This window comes from Colwellia sp. SU-HH01172 (genome assembly GCF_057553355.1).
The window spans coordinates 886,133-902,436 of the sequence record NZ_BAAJMB010000001.1 but is presented as its reverse complement, the minus strand read 5'-3'; the positions used below and the strand labels follow the sequence as shown (position 1 = coordinate 902,436).

General features: G+C 40.8%; 15 protein-coding genes. 8 read left to right on the top strand and 7 right to left on the bottom strand.

Annotated elements, in window-relative coordinates; genetic code table 11:
• The first annotated feature begins 58 nt into the window (after positions 1–58).
• The 6 genes from AC27JP_RS04030 (at position 59) to AC27JP_RS04005 (ending at position 7,880) form a co-directional block, all read left to right on the top strand.
• Positions 59–2,731, top strand: coding sequence for a family 20 glycosylhydrolase (locus AC27JP_RS04030; protein WP_487112296.1), 2,673 nt, complete (start codon positions 59–61; stop codon positions 2,729–2,731).
• Between the two features lie 181 nt (positions 2,732–2,912).
• Positions 2,913–3,812: an N-acetylglucosamine kinase gene (gene nagK / locus AC27JP_RS04025; protein ID WP_487112294.1), complete on the top strand. Its 900-nt coding sequence runs from the start codon at positions 2,913–2,915 to the stop codon at positions 3,810–3,812.
• 92 nt (positions 3,813–3,904) lie between these two features.
• Positions 3,905–4,918, top strand: coding sequence for a glucosamine-6-phosphate deaminase NagB-II (gene nagB-II / locus AC27JP_RS04020; protein ID WP_487112292.1), 1,014 nt, complete (start codon positions 3,905–3,907; stop codon positions 4,916–4,918).
• Positions 4,918–6,066 (top strand): N-acetylglucosamine-6-phosphate deacetylase, encoded by a 1,149-nt coding sequence (nagA, locus tag AC27JP_RS04015; RefSeq protein ID WP_487112290.1) that lies wholly within the window; start codon positions 4,918–4,920, stop codon positions 6,064–6,066. The genes nagB-II and nagA overlap by 1 nt, the downstream gene beginning before the upstream one ends.
• A 60-nt stretch (positions 6,067–6,126) precedes the next feature.
• On the top strand, positions 6,127–7,434 hold the full coding sequence (locus AC27JP_RS04010; protein WP_487113445.1) for a sugar MFS transporter: 1,308 nt from the start codon (positions 6,127–6,129) through the stop codon (positions 7,432–7,434).
• A gap of 224 nt (positions 7,435–7,658) precedes the next feature.
• A complete protein-coding gene (locus AC27JP_RS04005) occupies positions 7,659–7,880 on the top strand; it encodes a TIGR02922 family protein (protein ID WP_487112288.1) in 222 nt (73 codons plus the stop codon).
• A 98-nt stretch (positions 7,881–7,978) separates the two neighbouring features.
• Here the strand turns inward: AC27JP_RS04005 and ccmE are convergent, their stop codons facing one another.
• Genes ccmE through ccmA form a run of 5 tightly spaced genes read right to left on the bottom strand, consistent with a single transcriptional unit; the run spans position 7,979 to position 10,857 of the window.
• Entirely contained in the window at positions 7,979–8,491 is a 513-nt protein-coding gene (gene ccmE / locus AC27JP_RS04000; protein WP_487112286.1) for a cytochrome c maturation protein CcmE, read from the bottom strand.
• Positions 8,492–8,509: 18 nt separating this feature from the next.
• Positions 8,510–8,740 carry a heme exporter protein CcmD gene (gene ccmD, locus AC27JP_RS03995; RefSeq protein ID WP_487112284.1) on the bottom strand — a complete coding sequence of 77 codons (231 nt, stop codon included), beginning with the start codon at positions 8,738–8,740 and terminating at the stop codon, positions 8,510–8,512.
• Positions 8,730–9,485 (bottom strand): heme ABC transporter permease, encoded by a 756-nt coding sequence (locus AC27JP_RS03990; protein WP_487113443.1) that lies wholly within the window; start codon positions 9,483–9,485, stop codon positions 8,730–8,732. The genes ccmD and AC27JP_RS03990 overlap by 11 nt, the downstream gene beginning before the upstream one ends.
• A gap of 4 nt (positions 9,486–9,489) precedes the next feature.
• The gene (gene ccmB, locus AC27JP_RS03985; RefSeq protein WP_487112282.1) at positions 9,490–10,173 is read right to left on the bottom strand and encodes a heme exporter protein CcmB; all 684 of its coding nucleotides are present in this window, start codon (positions 10,171–10,173) and stop codon (positions 9,490–9,492) included.
• Between the two features lie 12 nt (positions 10,174–10,185).
• Complete coding sequence (ccmA, locus tag AC27JP_RS03980) at positions 10,186–10,857, bottom strand: cytochrome c biogenesis heme-transporting ATPase CcmA (protein WP_487112280.1); 672 nt, start codon at positions 10,855–10,857, stop codon at positions 10,186–10,188.
• 360 nt (positions 10,858–11,217) lie between these two features.
• On the opposite strand from ccmA, the gene AC27JP_RS03975 reads away from it, so the two are divergent.
• Both AC27JP_RS03975 and hemH read left to right on the top strand, forming a co-directional pair.
• Positions 11,218–11,769 carry a glutathione peroxidase gene (locus AC27JP_RS03975; RefSeq protein ID WP_487112279.1) on the top strand — a complete coding sequence of 184 codons (552 nt, stop codon included), beginning with the start codon at positions 11,218–11,220 and terminating at the stop codon, positions 11,767–11,769.
• A gap of 9 nt (positions 11,770–11,778) precedes the next feature.
• Positions 11,779–12,798, top strand: a complete 1,020-nt coding sequence (gene hemH / locus AC27JP_RS03970; RefSeq protein ID WP_487112277.1) for a ferrochelatase — start codon at positions 11,779–11,781, stop codon at positions 12,796–12,798.
• 115 nt (positions 12,799–12,913) lie between these two features.
• On the opposite strand, the gene AC27JP_RS03965 is transcribed toward hemH, so the two are convergent.
• Together AC27JP_RS03965 and AC27JP_RS03960 are read right to left on the bottom strand one after the other, a co-directional pair.
• A complete protein-coding gene (locus tag AC27JP_RS03965; protein ID WP_487112275.1) occupies positions 12,914–13,123 on the bottom strand; it encodes a cold-shock protein in 210 nt (69 codons plus the stop codon).
• 308 nt (positions 13,124–13,431) lie between these two features.
• Positions 13,432–16,302: a valine--tRNA ligase gene (locus AC27JP_RS03960; RefSeq protein ID WP_487112273.1), complete on the bottom strand. Its 2,871-nt coding sequence runs from the start codon at positions 16,300–16,302 to the stop codon at positions 13,432–13,434.
• Between the last annotated feature and the right edge of the window lie 2 nt (positions 16,303–16,304).

Sequence of the window (16,304 nt, the reverse complement as noted above, 5' to 3'; positions counted from 1 at the left end):
AGCCTGTTTTCTTGCTATGCCTCGCTAACATTGACTATGGGAATACCTGAGAGTAATTATGTCTAAAAAATCAATTACGCTAACATTTTTGGCGATATTAACGGTTAGCGCTTGTGGAAAAAATACTACAAGCAGCCAAAACGCTAACAGTGAAGTTCGCGGAAAAAATAGTGAAAATACACAATTAAGCGTAGCCAGTGATATCAGAAATATCGCTGACAATTTGCAAATTAGGCATCGACTTGTCACGAATATTCCTAGTGACAAATGCAAACAAGAAATTGCTGGTGGTAAATGCTTTGAGGTGGAACTGGCATTAACGGCAAAACAAGCAATTACTACTAACGATTGGCAAATACACTTTAGTCAAGTTGCTCCAATTCAATCTTATGAAAGTATGGAATTTAGTGTTAAGCACATTAACGGTGATTTACACCAAATATCACTAACGGAGAACTTTAGTGGCTTTGCCGAAAATGAGACTAAATATTTACTTTATCGTGCGATGTCCGTCTCATTATCAGAATCAGATGCTATTCCCAATTATATTGTTAGTGTCACCAATGCCAGCAATAAACAACAAGGCATTAAACCACAAGTCATAAAAAGTACCATGGCGAGCATTGATGCAGAAACAGGTTTGGAAACCTTAGATTTTGTAGTGCCTTATACTGATATTGAAAAGCAATTTAAAAGTAGTGCCAATGACAACACGCAATGGATAAATGCTGCTCAACTTTATCAACGTAATCTTAAGTTAGGTGAAGAATTAGTTGATGTCAGCGATAAGATCATTCCAACGCCGAAGCAGATGATTGTCGACAGCCATGCTCAAACGCTAGATCTCAGCCAAGGTATTAATGTTAGCTATAATGAGCTGGCACCAAATACAGTTGCAGCAGCTTTAACGCGCTTGGCACGTTTGGGGGTTAAGCAAAACCCATCAGGTATTAGCACAACATTATCAGTAGTAGCTGATAGCACTAAGTTATTGGGCAGCTATCGATTAAATATTTCTAATCAAACAATAGAAATTATTGGTGTTGATAGCGCTGGTGTTTTTAACGGCTTGCAGTCTCTTGCCAGTTTATTAATGCCAAACAATCTTAATGTAGCGCAAGTACGAGTTGATGATGAACCTCATTATCAGTTTCGTGGTTTATTAGTTGATGTTGCTCGTAATTTTCACTCAAAAGCTTTTATCTTACGTTTACTCGAGCAAATGGCAGCTTATAAACTTAATAAATTGCATCTGCATTTAGGGGATGATGAAGGTTGGCGATTAGAAATCCCATCACTGCCAGAATTAACTCAAGTCAGCTCGAATCGTTGTTTTGATTTACAAGACGAGGTTTGTTTACAGCCACAGTTGGGGGCTGGTGTTGATCATCAAAGTAATGTTAATGGTTATTATAGTGTTGCTGATTATCAGGAAATATTACGAGCGGCAAGTGCTAGACATATTCAGGTGATCCCATCACTTGATATGCCAGGCCATTCAAGGGCTGCAATTAAAGCCATGACAGCTCGAAGTAAAAAATATGCGCTGGCGGAAAATGAAGAAAAAGCGCAACAATTTAATTTGTATGATCCACTAGACACTACTCAATATTCGTCAGTGCAATTTTATAACGACAACACCATTAATGTTTGCTTAGAGTCGTCATATGCCTTTGTGCACGAAGTGATGACACAAGTGAAAAAAATACATGCTGATGCTGAGCAACCGTTAACGCGCTATCACATCGGGGCTGACGAAACGGCTGGTGCTTGGATTGATTCACCTGCTTGTGAAGCTTTTGTCGCCAATAATACTCATGGTGTAACTAGTATGAGTGAATTAGGTGCATACTTTATTGAGCGTGTTGCCAGCATTCTTTCTGATTTAGATATTGAAACCGCAGGTTGGAGTGATGGTTTGTCCCATACTCGCAAAGAGAAGATGCCAGCCATTGTGCAATCAAATGCTTGGGATGTCTTGTTTAACGGCGGCCATGAAAAAGTGCACGAGTTAACAAATAGAGATTGGCAAGTGGTTATTTCTAGCCCAGATGTTTTATATTTTGATTTCCCATACGAGGCGGACCCAAAAGAACACGGCTACTATTGGGCATCACGTCATAGTAATACTGAAAAAGTGTTTCAGTTTATGCCTGATAATTTACCCGTACATGCGGAAATTTGGCTAAATCGAGAAGATAATCCTTATATTGCCGATGATAGTAGCAGTCAATTAGCGGTGGGGAAAAAATTCTATGGTATTCAAGGCCAGCTATGGAGTGAAAATACCCGCACAGACACCATGGCAGAATATAAAATATTTCCAAGGTTGTACGCTTTGGCGGAAAGGGCGTGGCATAAAGCCGACTGGGCGGTGCCCTATAATTACCAAGGCGCTAAATATAGTCAGCATACTAATGCCTTTGATGACAGTCGCAAACTTAAACGTGATGAGCAATGGCGCACTTTTGCCAATACGATTGGGCAAAAAGCGTTAGCAAAGTTAGAGAGTGCAGAAGTCTTTTATCGCTTACCGAATGTTGGCGCTAAAATAGTCGATGGTGAACTAAAGGCAAATATTGCTTTCCCAGGCTTAGGAATTGAATACCAAGAAGCTGGCGGCGAATGGCAGAATTATCAAAAACCAATAAAAGTTAACGGTGATGTTCGGGTGAGAAGTCGTTCTTTTGATGGAAAGCGTCGTTCGAAAACTAGCATGGTAAAGCAATAAATACTTTTATTTCATATGTTTACTGTCTAGCTTTAGGGACGTTGCGAGAAAGTACAAAAATAAAGTAAAAAATAAATGACAACGCTGTCATTTTTGATTAAGATTAATACAGATAAAACTTTGTCCGTTAGTAAAAAGCATACTTTTGTGAAGGATGAAATGGTGTAAATATGAGGCCGAGATGCTAAGTAGCGATGACAATAACAACATGTTTTTAGGTATTGATGGAGGTGGTAGCAAGTGTAAAGCTATCCTGATGTCGGCTGAAAATAAAATTCTTGGAACGGGCCTTTCTGGCCCAGGGAATCCATTACATGGTTTTGAACAAGCAACTCATTCGATTGTGACATCCGCTAAGTTGGCTTTGGCTGACGCTAATATTCCTGAGTCATCATTGGGCAATATTGTTGCTGGTGTTGGTCTTGCCGGCGTTAATTTACCGGTATTATTTCAGCAAATGAATAACTGGCAGCACCCATTTAAAGCCATGCATTTAGCAACGGATTTATTAATCGCCTGTTTAGGTGCCCATCAAGGCGCGGATGGTGCGGTTATCATTTCAGGCACAGGTTCTTGTGGTTTTTCTTATGTTGATGGTGAAGAGTATATTGTTGGTGCTCACGGCTTTCCTCATGGTGACAAAGGCAGTGGCGCTTGGTTTGGTCTGCAAGCTGCAAAGCAAGTTTTATTATCATTAGATGGCTTAATCGCAACGAGCTCGCTAAATGATAAGTTACTTAGTTTACTTGAAGTCAATACTGAAGTTGAACTTGTTGAAGCCATAGCAGGTAAACCTGCCGCTTTTTATGCCCGTATGGCGAACTTAGTTTTTGATGCAGCTGAACAAGGTGATGCCTTGGCATTAGCCATTGTTCAAGAAGGCGCAAGTTATATCGATAACGTTGCTAAGCAATTGTCTAAACGTTGCCCGCCTCGTCTTTCTTTGATTGGCGGTTTAACGCCAAGGCTTTTGCCTTGGTTGGCAGAGGACGTACAAAAAAGTTTATCGCCGCCATTAACGCCGCCAGAAGTTGGTGCGGTTTTTTATGCCAAGCAACAAGTTGCAAAAAGTAATATTTAGCGGCGAAGTTGCTTAAAATTTCACACTATATTGTCAGTGTTATTATCAAAAGGCCTGACAATATAAATAATAGGTTCAATTAAGGTAGCACTATGACACAAGCTAATGTCACTCAAACCATTATGGAAAAAGAAGCCAAACAGGCGCCGGTAGTGGTTGAAAATCAGCTAAAAGCTAATCAGGCATTAGCCAATACTATCGGTAAAAATTTACGTCAGTTAGATCCTAAAATGGTGATGATAATTGGTCGTGGCTCTTCAGATCATGCCGGGGTATTCGGTAAATATTTAATTGAGATAGAAGCTGGTGTACCAACCTTTGCTGCCGCGCCGTCAGTATCGAGTGTTTACGGTAAACAACTGAAACTCGCACAGGCATTAGTGATTGTTATTTCTCAATCTGGTCGCAGCCCCGACATTATTGCTCAGGCTGAAATGGCAAAAGCAGCAGGCGCGTACTGTGTTGCTTTAGTCAACGATGAAACGTCACCGCTTGCCGATATTGTTGATGATGTTTTACCTCTTAAAGCGGGCGCGGAAATATCTGTCGCAGCAACCAAAAGCTACTTAGCAACCTTATCAGCATTGTTGCAACTTACCGCTTACTGGACCGAAAACACTGAATTAATCGCTGCATTAGAAGCACTGCCAGCTGCGATGCAAGCCATCATTGAAACACCTGCACAGTTAACGTCAGAATCTATTGCTGAGGTTAAAAATATGGTGGTGCTAGGTCGTGGCTTAGGTTATGCCATCAGCAAAGAAATGGCATTGAAATTAAAAGAAGTTAGCAGTATTCATGCTGAGTCATTTTCCAGTGCCGAATTTTTGCATGGGCCAGTGACACTCGTTGAGCAAGGTTTAGCGATTTTAGATTGCCAAGTGAATGATGAAAGTGCCAGTGCCCATAGTGAGCAAATTGAAGAAATGTTATCCCGTGGTGCAGATGTGGTTTCTTTAAAGCAAACCGATGCTAGCGTACACCCTAGGTTAGCCCCATTAGTAGTCTTACAACGGTTTTATTTAGATGTTGCCGATGTTGCGGTATCGAGAGGGTTTAACCCGGATGAGCCCAAAGGTCTTAAGAAAGTAACACGGACAGTATAATGGCTATCAGTAGAGTTCTTACACAACGCTTATTTGATGGAAAAAGCTATCAAGATAATAAAGTCATCATCATTGATGATGGTACCATCATAGGTTTTGATGATGAGGTAAGTAACTTTAGTGAACAAGTTTCTGGTTTAGTTGTACCGGGCTTTATTGATTTACAAGTTAATGGCGGTGGCGGTGTCTTATTTAATTCGACACCAACATTAGCTGGCATTAAAACTATTATGGCGGCGCACGTTAAGTATGGCACCACCGCTATGTTACCTACACTGATCACCGATACGGTCAGTGTTATGGCAAAAGCAGCTGATGCTGTTGCTAGTGCAATAGCCAATAATGAGCCAGGTATTCTCGGTATTCATTTTGAAGGTCCGCATTTATCTGTTGCCAAAAAAGGTGCCCATAGCGAACAATTTATTCGCGATATTAGCGATGAAGAGTGGCACGTACTCGAGCGCAAAGATATTGGCAAAATATTAGTAACTTTGGCACCTGAGACGGTAAAGACTACTGATATCAAACGTATGGTAGCGGCAGGAATTGAAGTTTGCATCGGCCATAGTAATGCAAGCTATCAGCAAGCACAGATGGCAATTGAAGCAGGAGCGTCAGGCTTTACTCATCTGTTTAATGCCATGTCGCCGTTACAAGGAAGAGAGCCGGGCGTAACGGGTTGTGCCTTATTTAATGACAGTGCCGCATGTGGCTTGATAGTTGATGGTCAGCACGTTGATTATGTTAGCTGTCAGTTCGCTTTAAAAAGCAAACCCACAGGTAAAATATATTTAGTGACAGATGCAATGCCACCTGTTGGCACGAGTGAGCAGGAGTTTGCGTTTTTTGACCGTCATGTTTATTTGGCTGACGGAAAGCTTACCTCCAGCACTGGAGAATTAGCAGGCTCAGTGCTTGATATGGCAACAGCGGTTAGTAATGCACATAGGCACTTAAAGCTACCTTTAGATGAAGCTCTGCGTATGGCATCTAGCTATCCCACGAACTACATTAAAGATCAGCAAAGAGGGCAACTTGTTATCGGAAAACAAGCTGACTTTGTTGAACTTGATGATGATCTAAAAGTGCAGTCTACATGGATTGCGGGACAATGCTGTTATAAAAGTCAGCATGCTTTGAAAAATTAACGTATAAATATCAACTGATAAAGTAATAATTATAATAAAGACAATGAGGAAATTATGGAAATGACAATGACAGAGCAACGACGTAGTAGCGTCTTACCCATGGCCATTATTGGCATTTTATTTTTTATTTTTGGCTTTGTCACTTGGCTAAATGGTTCATTAATTCCTTTTTTGAAAGTGATCTGTGAACTAAACGAGTTTCAAGCGTTATTTGTTACCTTCGCATTTTATATCGCCTACACCTTTATGGCATTGCCAATGTCATACGTGTTGAAAAAAACCGGTTATAAAAATGGTATGGCGTTAGGTTTAGCTATTATGGCGGTTGGCGCGTTATTGCATATTCCAGCGGCACTAAGCGCAAACTTTTTATTTTTCTTAGTAGGACTATTTGTTCTGGCAACTGGCTTAACGATATTACAAACTGCGTCAAACCCTTATATTGTCCATATTGGTCCGAAAGAAAGTGCCGCGATGCGCATTAGTATTATGGGGTTAATCAATAAAAGTGCTGGTGTTATTGTGCCGATAGTTTTTACGGTATTAATTTTATCAGGCATGGGGGATTTTTCTGAAAGCTATTTAGCGACATTAGATGAAGTCAGCAAAGCAGAAAAGCTAGCCGAGTTATCGGGTCGTCTTGTGCAACCATATATTATTATCGCGGTAATTTTATTCGCCTTAATTGCTTTAGTGAAATTTTCAGCACTACCAGAATTGAATTTTGAAAGCGAAGTTGAGAGTGGCGCAGATGAGAAAACCAGCATAACCCAGTACCCACAAATTATACTTGGTGCTATTGCACTATTTGCTTACGTTGGCGTTGAAGTGATTGCTGGCGATACCATTGGTTTATATGGTGCCTCATTGTCTGTGCCTAACTTTTCAGGGCTAACGTCATACACTATGGTGTTTATGGTCGTGGGCTATATTATCGGTGTGACTTGTATTCCAAAATACATTTCACAAGAGAAAGCATTAATTGGCTCAGCCATAGCAGGTTCGATTTGTATTTTGGGCGTGATGTTTTCATCAACAGAATCTACCTTAATAGCAGATATTATTTGGGGCTGGAGTGGCATTCAAGTGTTACCTGACACTGTTACCTTTGTCGCACTGATGGGCTTAGCACATGCATTAGTTTGGCCGTCAATTTGGCCACTAGCATTAGACGGATTAGGCAAGTTTACCGCTCAGGGCTCTGCATTGTTGATTATGGGAATTTCTGGTGGGGCAATTTTGCCACTAATATTTGGCAAGTTGTCTTTATGGCTAGACAGTACTCAGCTTGCTTATGTTGTTGGCTTACCCTGCTATTTGTTTATTTTGTTTTATGCCTTAAAAGGGCATAAATTAAGAAGCTGGTAAGGTGGTGAGCTAAAATCAAGTTCCCTTGATTAGCTGTGCTAAAACTAAGTTATTTACGCGCCATGATTGCATTTTGAGTCATATCAAACTGCAATCGATTCGTGCTTATATTTACTGCATTTTGCTTCACTTTGCCAGCTACATTAAGTAATATGCGCTTTTCGATTTTAATATGAAGTAGCAGTTATTTGCCCAATAAGTGAATAGTCTGATTTGTTAAAGTTATGAACGACGTTACATGTCAAAAAGTCACTATCATTTATTATAGTGATACTTCGTTGGAGCTATTGCACGCGGTTGAAACATTTCCAAAAGCTAAGAATGGCAGAGTTATTATTCCTGAGTCATTTAAAGTAGGGAAGTCTATTGTTGCGGTATGTGAAGGGGAAGTGAGTATTCTCAATAGAGTGGGTGAGCGAATTACCGCGATAGAAAAGTCCGCCTAATTAGTCGGTTATTTATTGTTCAAATGAAGATTATTCTAAAAAACGCGAATGAAGCTTATTGATTCGCGTTTTTTTATGGCTAAGAAAAAAGTGTTGCTCTAAAGCTCATCTTTTAGCTGAGCCTTACTGTATTGAGGCTTAACATGCTTTTCACCTTTATCATCGGCAAGTTCTTTTGGCATATAGTTTTCGTCATGCTTAGCTAACACCTCACTGGCTTCAATCATATTGCCATGAACAAGCGTACCGTTAGCAACAATGCCTTGTCCTTCACGAAATAAGTCAGGCAAAATACCATCATAAGTGACAGTTACCGTTGGATCTGACTCTGAAAAAGCAATTGGCATTCTCATGTCGGCTAATTTGAAACTAACGTTTAAGCTATCAGGATCACGATGAACACTGCCAGGTACCACTAAACCACCTATGCGTAATCGTTGGCCATTAATCGCTTTGATACCGGTATCTTCCTTACCGTTGTAGATTTCTGATGGCTTATAGAATAAATCGATGTTTTGGCTTAACGCATATAAAACTAAGCCAGCGACAGCACCTAAGCCAATAATAATAGAAGATACGATAGTTAATCGTTTTTTACGACGGGGATTCATATTTTAACCTCTTAAGTTTTATGACTGTTCAGCACTAGGCTGGCTTTGCGCTTTTTGTTGCTCAGCGGCCTGGCGTAATTTCGTTTCACGCTTTTGACGTTGAACGATTTGCTGTTTAATTTTTTTATGGCTATTAATGCTAGCAAACACTAACAAGGCTAATGCTGAGATACTAACACCGTATGATAACCAAACATAAAAACCATAACCGCCCATATCAAAAAAGGCGCTGATACTATCAAATTGCATGCGACTTCTCCTCAGTTATAACTAATTCACGTACCCAAGGGCGCATGCTATTGCGGTTTAATATTTCGGTACGGAAACGAATACATATTAAAGCGGTTACCAAAAAGGCAAAGCCTAAAAAGCAAATCAAAAATGGCCAGAACATATCTGCGGTCATGGCTGGTTTACCTAATTTGCTCACCGTGGCACCTTGATGCAGAGTGTTCCACCATTCCACCGAATACTTGATGATGGGCAAATTGATGACCCCAACTAAGGCTAGAATACCAGCCGCTTTACCCGCCAAGCTTTTGTCTTCAAAAGCATTATGTAAAGCAATTACGCCTAAGTATAAAAATAACAAAATTAATTCTGAGGTTAAGCGTGCGTCCCAAATCCACCATGTGCCCCACATAGGTTTTCCCCACGCAGCACCGGTAACTAAGGCGATAAAAGTGAATGTAGCCCCGATAGGAGCCATGGCTGCGGCAGATGCATCGGCCAGTTTTAATTGCCAAACTAAGCCCGACAAGGCGGCAATTGCCATACCCAAATAAATACCCATCGACAACATGGCCGCGGGTACATGTAAATAAAATATTCTAAAGGTATCACCTTGCTGGTAATCCGCTGGCGCAAATAATAATGCCCAAACAAGACCGACAGATAAAAAGGTGAACGCTAAGCGAGAGCACCAAGGTAATATTTTACCGGCAAAATGATAGCTAATTTCTGGGTTTGCGTAAGGGTGTAGCCATTTCCACATCATATTAATTTGTACTCACTTTTAGTGCTGCGCTAACAGCAAAAGGGGCCAAGGTTAACGAACCAAAAAATATTGCTGCGATTATAGCAAGCTGGCCGTTATAAGGTAAGTTCATTGCAGCAGTATCAATGGCACTTGTGGCAAAAATAAGGACTGGAATGTAAAGCGGAAGCACCAGTAGGCTTAATAATACGCCACCTTTTTTAATGCCAACGGTTAAGGCTACGCCGATAGCGCCGAGTAAACTAAGCACAGGAGTGCCTAACAATAAGGTTAACATCAGCGCCCCGTAACTGCTTTCATGCAAGTGCAGTAATACGGCTAGTAGTGGTGCAATTAAAATTAGCGGTAAGCCTGTAAGTAACCAATGGGCGAAAATTTTTGCAATAACCAGAATGAAAACAGGATGTGGGCTGAGTAGCATTTGCTCCAGCGAGCCGTCCGCATGATCTGATTTAAATAATCTATCGAGTGATAATAAGGTAGATAATAACGCGGCAACCCAAATGATGCCGGGGGCAATCCGTGATAGTGTTGTGCTTTCCGGCCCTATGCCTAAAGGAAAAAGTGACACAACAATAATGAAAAATAGTAATGGATTAATGATGTCATCACGATGACGAAATGCAATCATCAAGTCTCTTTTTACGATGAGAGAAAATGCTGCGCGATATGAAAGTTGTGTCATGAACGATTAACCCTAATAAAAACGATAAGCTAAAGTGACTTTTTTTACTCGCTCAGCGGGTAAGGATAAATCTTGGTGGGTGGTGAGAATAACACAACCGCCATTGTCAGCATGTTGGAGAAATAATTGCTCTAGTTTTTCCACACCTAATTTATCAATAGCAGTAAAAGGTTCATCTAAAATCCATACTTTATGCTGGCTTTGCCATAAACGTGCTAATGAAATTCGGCGATGTTGGCCAGCGCTTAAATGTGAAGCTAAGGCGTCTTCAAAGCCCAGCAAGTTAACTTCTGCTAGCGTCTGTTCCGCGCAATCGGCATTTAACCCATGCAATGCGAGATTAAACTCCAAATTTTCTTGCGCGGTCATTTCCCCCTTTACGCCAGGCAAATGGCCTAAGTAGAGTAAATTTTGATGAAAGGCCTCTCGTTGTTTGGCAATGGCTTTATCTTGAAAGTAAATCGCGCCGTCGTAAGGTTGCGATAAGCCAGCCAGTATCCGTAACAAGCTAGTTTTACCTGCGCCATTTGGTCCTTCAACTTGCACGATATCACCGGCAGAAATAGTAACATCAAGTGCCTCAAACAATACTCGTTCTTCACGAATACAGGTAAGGCCACGAGCACTTAATAAGGTTTTGGTGCTATTGGCTGTTGTTGCTATTTCTGCGTTTAAATTCGACAAACTTATCCACTTAACTGATGTATTGCGATATGGGGTGATAATAGCCTAATAAAAGCGAGCACGATTTGACTTATGTCACTATATTTTGACTTTGTTCGTATTAAGCAATGGCTATAATACTATATCATCGAATAAAGGCTAGTCTTTCCCGTTGAATGAAAATTGATAAGGAAACCAATAAGCTAATCTAAGGTAATGATAATTAGCCTAATTATTACGTTTCTAGAGATTTTACTACACGCTTGTGGGTGGGTAAATGCTAGGGAAATTCCTTTGTCGCTTAATTTGCGATAATATGTCGCGACAAACTGTTTAACATCAATTGGCATCATTAGCGCAATTGAGATCCTAAGGAAATTCATGAAATTTTTGCTGTCAATCGCGCTTATGGCGCTGATAACATTTAATAGTTATGCAAAAGAAGATGCCGATGCAAAGCAATGCTTGTCATTTATGCAACATAATGAAAAGAAATTGCATGCTAGTGAAGTACTTGACCTTTGTCAGTTAACGGCGGGTAAGGCAATGTTAATTGTTAATACGGCCAGTCATTGCGGTTTCACGCCGCAATTTACCGCACTTGAAGCATTACACAAAGAATATAAAGATAAAGGTCTAGTGGTTATTGGTTTTCCTTCGGATGATTTTTTCCAAGAAGAAGACGATGAAAAAGATACTGCCGATATTTGCTTTGTAAATTATGGCGTTACTTTCACTATGTTATCTCCGGTGCATGTCTGGGGCAGCAATGCGCATCCGATATTTAAAAAGCTTGCTGATAAAACCACCGCGCCAAAATGGAATTTCTATAAATACTTGGTGAGTGCTGATGGAAAAACCATTAAGCATTTCAATAGCCGAGTAACACCAGATTCAGAAGTTTTTGTTAGCGCCGTTAACACTATGTTGTAGAGAAAGTTTATGTCAAGGTACGTTGGAAGAAGTAAGAAAATTCACGACTGCACCGCAAAAACCGGTGTGTTATTAACTAATTTAGGTACACCTGATAGTCCTACCGCAGGTGCCTTACGCCGCTATTTGCGTGAGTTTTTATCAGATCCTCGTGTGGTGGAAATACCGCGTTTAGTTTGGTTAGTGATATTACACGGCATTATTTTACGTGTGCGACCGAAAAAATCCGCCAAGTTATATCAAAGCATCTGGACCGAGCAAGGTTCACCATTACTGGTTATTAGCCAACAGCAAAAAGCCAAAGTTGAAAAAGTACTGAGCGAAAAATATGGTGATAAGGTGCTGGTTGATGTCGCTATGCGTTATGGTAATCCGTCAATTGATCATGCCTTGGAAAATTTTCAAGAGCAAGGCGTCAACAATATCGTGGTGTTGCCTTTGTATCCGCAATATGGCGGGCCAACAACCGGCTCAACCTTTGATGCAGTAGTGAACAAAATTAAGACTTGGCGCTGGATCCCGAGCATCCACTTTCAAAGTGGTTATCATGACCAACCCTTATATATTAAAGCGCTTGCTGCCAGCATCAATAAGCACATTCAAGCTCACGGTAAGCCCGACAAACTAGTGTTCTCGTATCATGGTATGCCAAAGTACTTTCTAGAGCAGGGTGACCCGTATTATTGTTTTAGCCATAAAACCACTCGCTTAGTGGTTGCAGAGCTGGGTTTAGCTGAAGATGATTATGTGATGACCTTTCAATCGCGTTTTGGTAAAGCAGAATGGCTTAAGCCTTATACCGATGAAACGCTGGCAACCTTGGCGCAAGAGGGCAATAAACATGTGGCGATAATAAGCCCGGCATTTAGTGCCGATTGTTTAGAAACGCTGGAAGAGCTTGTGCATGAAAACCGAGAGGTTTTTGTTTGTGCTGGCGGAGAGGAATACCATTATATTCCGGCGTTAAATGACGATGATATGCACATAGCTGCCATGGTGGAGCTCATTGAACCGCATATAAATAAGTAAATTAACCCGAGCTCAGGTTAAGTAGTTTGTTGCAGTAGAAACAAAAAAACGAAACCTAGGTTTCGTTTTTTTATGTCATCTTTAGCCAGTGCTAAAGATAAGGTTACATTCTAAATTAAGATGCAACTACGTTTTCAGCTTCAGGACCTTTTTGGCCTTGTTTTACGCTGAAAGTTACCGCTTGACCGTCAGTCAAAGTGCGGAAACCGTCACCAGAGATTGCGCTGAAGTGAACAAACACGTCAGGACCATTCTCTTGCTCGATGAAACCAAATCCTTTTGATTCGTTAAAAAATTTTACTTTACCAGTTACTGTATCAGACATACCAACATTTCTCGCAGGTCAAAAATTAAAGTTTAGCCAAAACGGCCATATACGGAGTAAATGCCCTCTACCTAAAGTACAGACAGAGAAAGGTTTCCAGTAACACATATTAAAGCGTCTAGGCTGACCTAAAAGTCTAATGACTCGAAGATCTCTCCTTCTCCCGAAACGCAAAAACTCAACGCGAAAACATGTTACCACAATAAAAATTAGGAATCTCTAAAAAAAATGAAGATTACTTTACTTTTTTATGACAAAAAAAAGCCAGCTAAGATGCTGGCTTTTAAGACGTTTTTTTAACAAATCGCTTACATTTCTGCTATTTGCGCTTTCTGGTCAACCATTTTAGCTAAGGTAGATTCGGCTTCAGCGAGTTTTGATTTTTCTTTATTGATGACAGCTTCAGGTGCTTTGCCAACAAAGTTCTCGTTGTTAAGCTTGCCACGAACACGGTCAGCATCTTTGCTTAATTTCTCAATCGCCTTATCTAAGCGTGCTAATTCCGCTGCTTTATCTATTAATCCTGCCATCGGTATTAACACAGATAATTCACCAACGACAGCCGTAGCAGATGCTGGGCCATTGTCATCGTCTGCTAATACCGTGATGTTTTCGAGTTTTGCTAGAGCACTGATAAATTGTTCATTTTCAGATAAACGACGTTGATCGTCAGCATTGACGTTTTTCAGCAACACCGGTAATGGCTTGCTCGGTGAAATATCCATTTCGCCACGAATATTACGAATAGCAACAATGAACTGTTTTACCCACTCTAAATCATCAATGGCTTGCTGATCACAGTTACCTTCATTAAATTGTGGGAAGGCTTGCACCATAATTGAATCACCATTTTTACTAAAGTCACTCAACGGCTGTACGCGCTGCCAAATGGTTTCAGTGATGAATGGCATAATAGGGTGCATTAAACGTAATAAAGCTTCTAATATATTGACTAAGGTATGACGTGTACCGCGTTGTTGCGCTTCATTGCCTTTAAATAGTACTGGCTTGGTTAATTCTAAGTACCAATCACAGAATTGATTCCAAGTGAACTCATAAAGCGCTTGTGAAGCAAGGTCAAAACGGAAAGAGTCAAACGCTTCATGCACAGTTTTTATTGTTTGTTCAAACTGGCCAATAATCCAACGGTCAGCTAGTGAAAATTCCATTTCACCGACTTTTTCGTCAGCAGAACTACGACCACAGTCAAATTCTTCGGTGTTCATTAATACGTAGCGGCTAGCATTCCATAACTTGTTAGTAAAGTTACGGTAACCTTCCAGACGTTTCATGTCCCAGCTAATATCACGACCTGTGGTCGCTACTGAGGTTAAGGTAAAACGCAGGGCATCTGTGCCATGTGCTTCAATACCGTTTGGATATTCTTTCTTAGTTAGCTTGGTAATTTTAGCCGCCAACTTAGGCTGCATCATGTTACCAGTGCGCTTTTCTAGTAAGTCTTCAAGAGAAATACCATCAATCATATCGAGTGGGTCAACAACATTACCTTTTGACTTACTCATTTTGTCGCCATTTTCATCGCGAATAAGACCGGTCATGTAGATTTTCTTAAAGGGTATTTGTGCTTTGCCGTTTTCATCTTTGTTGAAATGCATGGTCATCATGATCATACGAGCAACCCAGAAGAAAATAATGTCAAAACCCGTAACCAGTACGTCGGTTGGGTGGAAGGTTTTTAAATCTTCAGTCTCTTTTGGCCAACCTAAAGTAGAGAATGTCCATAGTGCTGATGAGAACCAAGTATCAAGCACATCATCATCTTGGCGTAACTTTATATCATCGGCAATTGCGTTTTTCGCTCGCACTTCTGCTTCTGTACGACCAACATAGACTTTGCCATTTTCATCATACCAAGCTGGAATGCGATGTCCCCACCAAAGTTGGCGAGAAATACACCAGTCTTGAACGTCTTTCATCCATGAGAAATATAAGTTTTCGTATTGTTTAGGTACAAATTCTATTTGACCATCTTTAACAGCATCAACCGCTGGGCCGGCGAGTTTTTCGACACGCACATACCATTGATCAGTTAAAAGTGGCTCGATAATTACACCAGAGCGATCGCCATAAGGGGCAACTAAATCATGGTCTTTAACTTCAACTAATAAACCTAATTCATCAAATTTAGCAACGATAGCTTTACGAGCAACAAAGCGGTCCATACCCGCGAACTCGCTTGGCAATTCTGTACTATAAGCGCTAGAAGCTTCACCTTTAGTGTCATAAACTTCTGCAGCAGCTAATACTGCGGCGTCTTTATCGAAGATGTTGATTTGCGGTAATTGATGGCGTTTGCCAACCTCATTATCGTTAAAGTCATGCGCCGGAGTAATTTTCACACAGCCGGTGCCTTTTTCCATATCGGCATGTTCATCGCCAACAATGGGAATTAAACGATTTACTAGCGGCAGTAAAACATGTTGGCCAATTAAGTCTTTGTAACGAGGATCTTCAGGGTTAACCGCGACACCAGTATCACCTAACATGGTTTCTGGACGCGTTGTCGCAACAACTAAATAATCATGACCTTCCGCTGTTTTCGCCCCGTCAGCTAATGGATAACGTAAGTGCCACATGTGGCCTTTTTTATCTTTATTTTCGACTTCTAAATCAGAAATCGCGGTATGAAATTTTGGATCCCAGTTAACTAAGCGTTTGCCACGGTAAATTAAGTCATCCTCAAATAAGCGTACAAACACTTCTTGTACCGCTTCAGACATGCCTTCATCCATAGTGAAACGTTCGCGAGACCAATCAATCGAGTTACCTAACCGGCGCATTTGCTTACCGATAGTGCCGCCTGATTCTTCTTTCCACTGCCAGATTTTATCGATGAAGCCTTCACGGCCGTAGTCATGACGGGTTTTATCTTCTTCTGCGGCAATTTTACGTTCTACCACCATTTGAGTTGCGATACCGGCATGGTCGCAACCTGTTTGCCATAAGGTATTTTTACCTTGCATACGTTGGTAGCGAATTAAGGTATCCATAATGGTTTGTTGAAAAGCATGCCCCATATGCAAACTACCGGTAACATTAGGTGGTGGTATTGCAATGCTGTAGCTGTCGCCTTCGCCAGTTGGGCTAAAGTAACCTTGTTCTTCCCAGCTTTTATACAGGGATTGTTCAATATTTGCGGGGCTAAATGTTTTTTCCATCA

Bases quoted from the DNA above. Each gene is read 5' to 3' on its own strand.
- AC27JP_RS04030 (WP_487112296.1), top strand. From the start codon at position 59: ATGTCTAAAAAATCAATTACGCTAACATTTTTGGCGATATTAACGGTT.
- nagK (WP_487112294.1), top strand. From the start codon at position 2,913: ATGCTAAGTAGCGATGACAATAACAACATGTTTTTAGGTATTGATGGA.
- nagB-II (WP_487112292.1), top strand. From the start codon at position 3,905: ATGACACAAGCTAATGTCACTCAAACCATTATGGAAAAAGAAGCCAAA.
- nagA (WP_487112290.1), top strand. From the start codon at position 4,918: ATGGCTATCAGTAGAGTTCTTACACAACGCTTATTTGATGGAAAAAGC.
- AC27JP_RS04010 (WP_487113445.1), top strand. From the start codon at position 6,127: ATGACAATGACAGAGCAACGACGTAGTAGCGTCTTACCCATGGCCATT.
- AC27JP_RS04005 (WP_487112288.1), top strand. From the start codon at position 7,659: ATGAACGACGTTACATGTCAAAAAGTCACTATCATTTATTATAGTGAT.
- ccmE (WP_487112286.1), bottom strand. From the start codon at position 8,491: ATGAATCCCCGTCGTAAAAAACGATTAACTATCGTATCTTCTATTATT.
- ccmD (WP_487112284.1), bottom strand. From the start codon at position 8,740: ATGCAATTTGATAGTATCAGCGCCTTTTTTGATATGGGCGGTTATGGT.
- AC27JP_RS03990 (WP_487113443.1), bottom strand. From the start codon at position 9,485: ATGTGGAAATGGCTACACCCTTACGCAAACCCAGAAATTAGCTATCAT.
- ccmB (WP_487112282.1), bottom strand. From the start codon at position 10,173: ATGACACAACTTTCATATCGCGCAGCATTTTCTCTCATCGTAAAAAGA.
- AC27JP_RS03975 (WP_487112279.1), top strand. From the start codon at position 11,218: ATGAAATTTTTGCTGTCAATCGCGCTTATGGCGCTGATAACATTTAAT.
- hemH (WP_487112277.1), top strand. From the start codon at position 11,779: ATGTCAAGGTACGTTGGAAGAAGTAAGAAAATTCACGACTGCACCGCA.
- AC27JP_RS03965 (WP_487112275.1), bottom strand. From the start codon at position 13,123: ATGTCTGATACAGTAACTGGTAAAGTAAAATTTTTTAACGAATCAAAA.
- AC27JP_RS03960 (WP_487112273.1), bottom strand. From the start codon at position 16,302: ATGGAAAAAACATTTAGCCCCGCAAATATTGAACAATCCCTGTATAAA.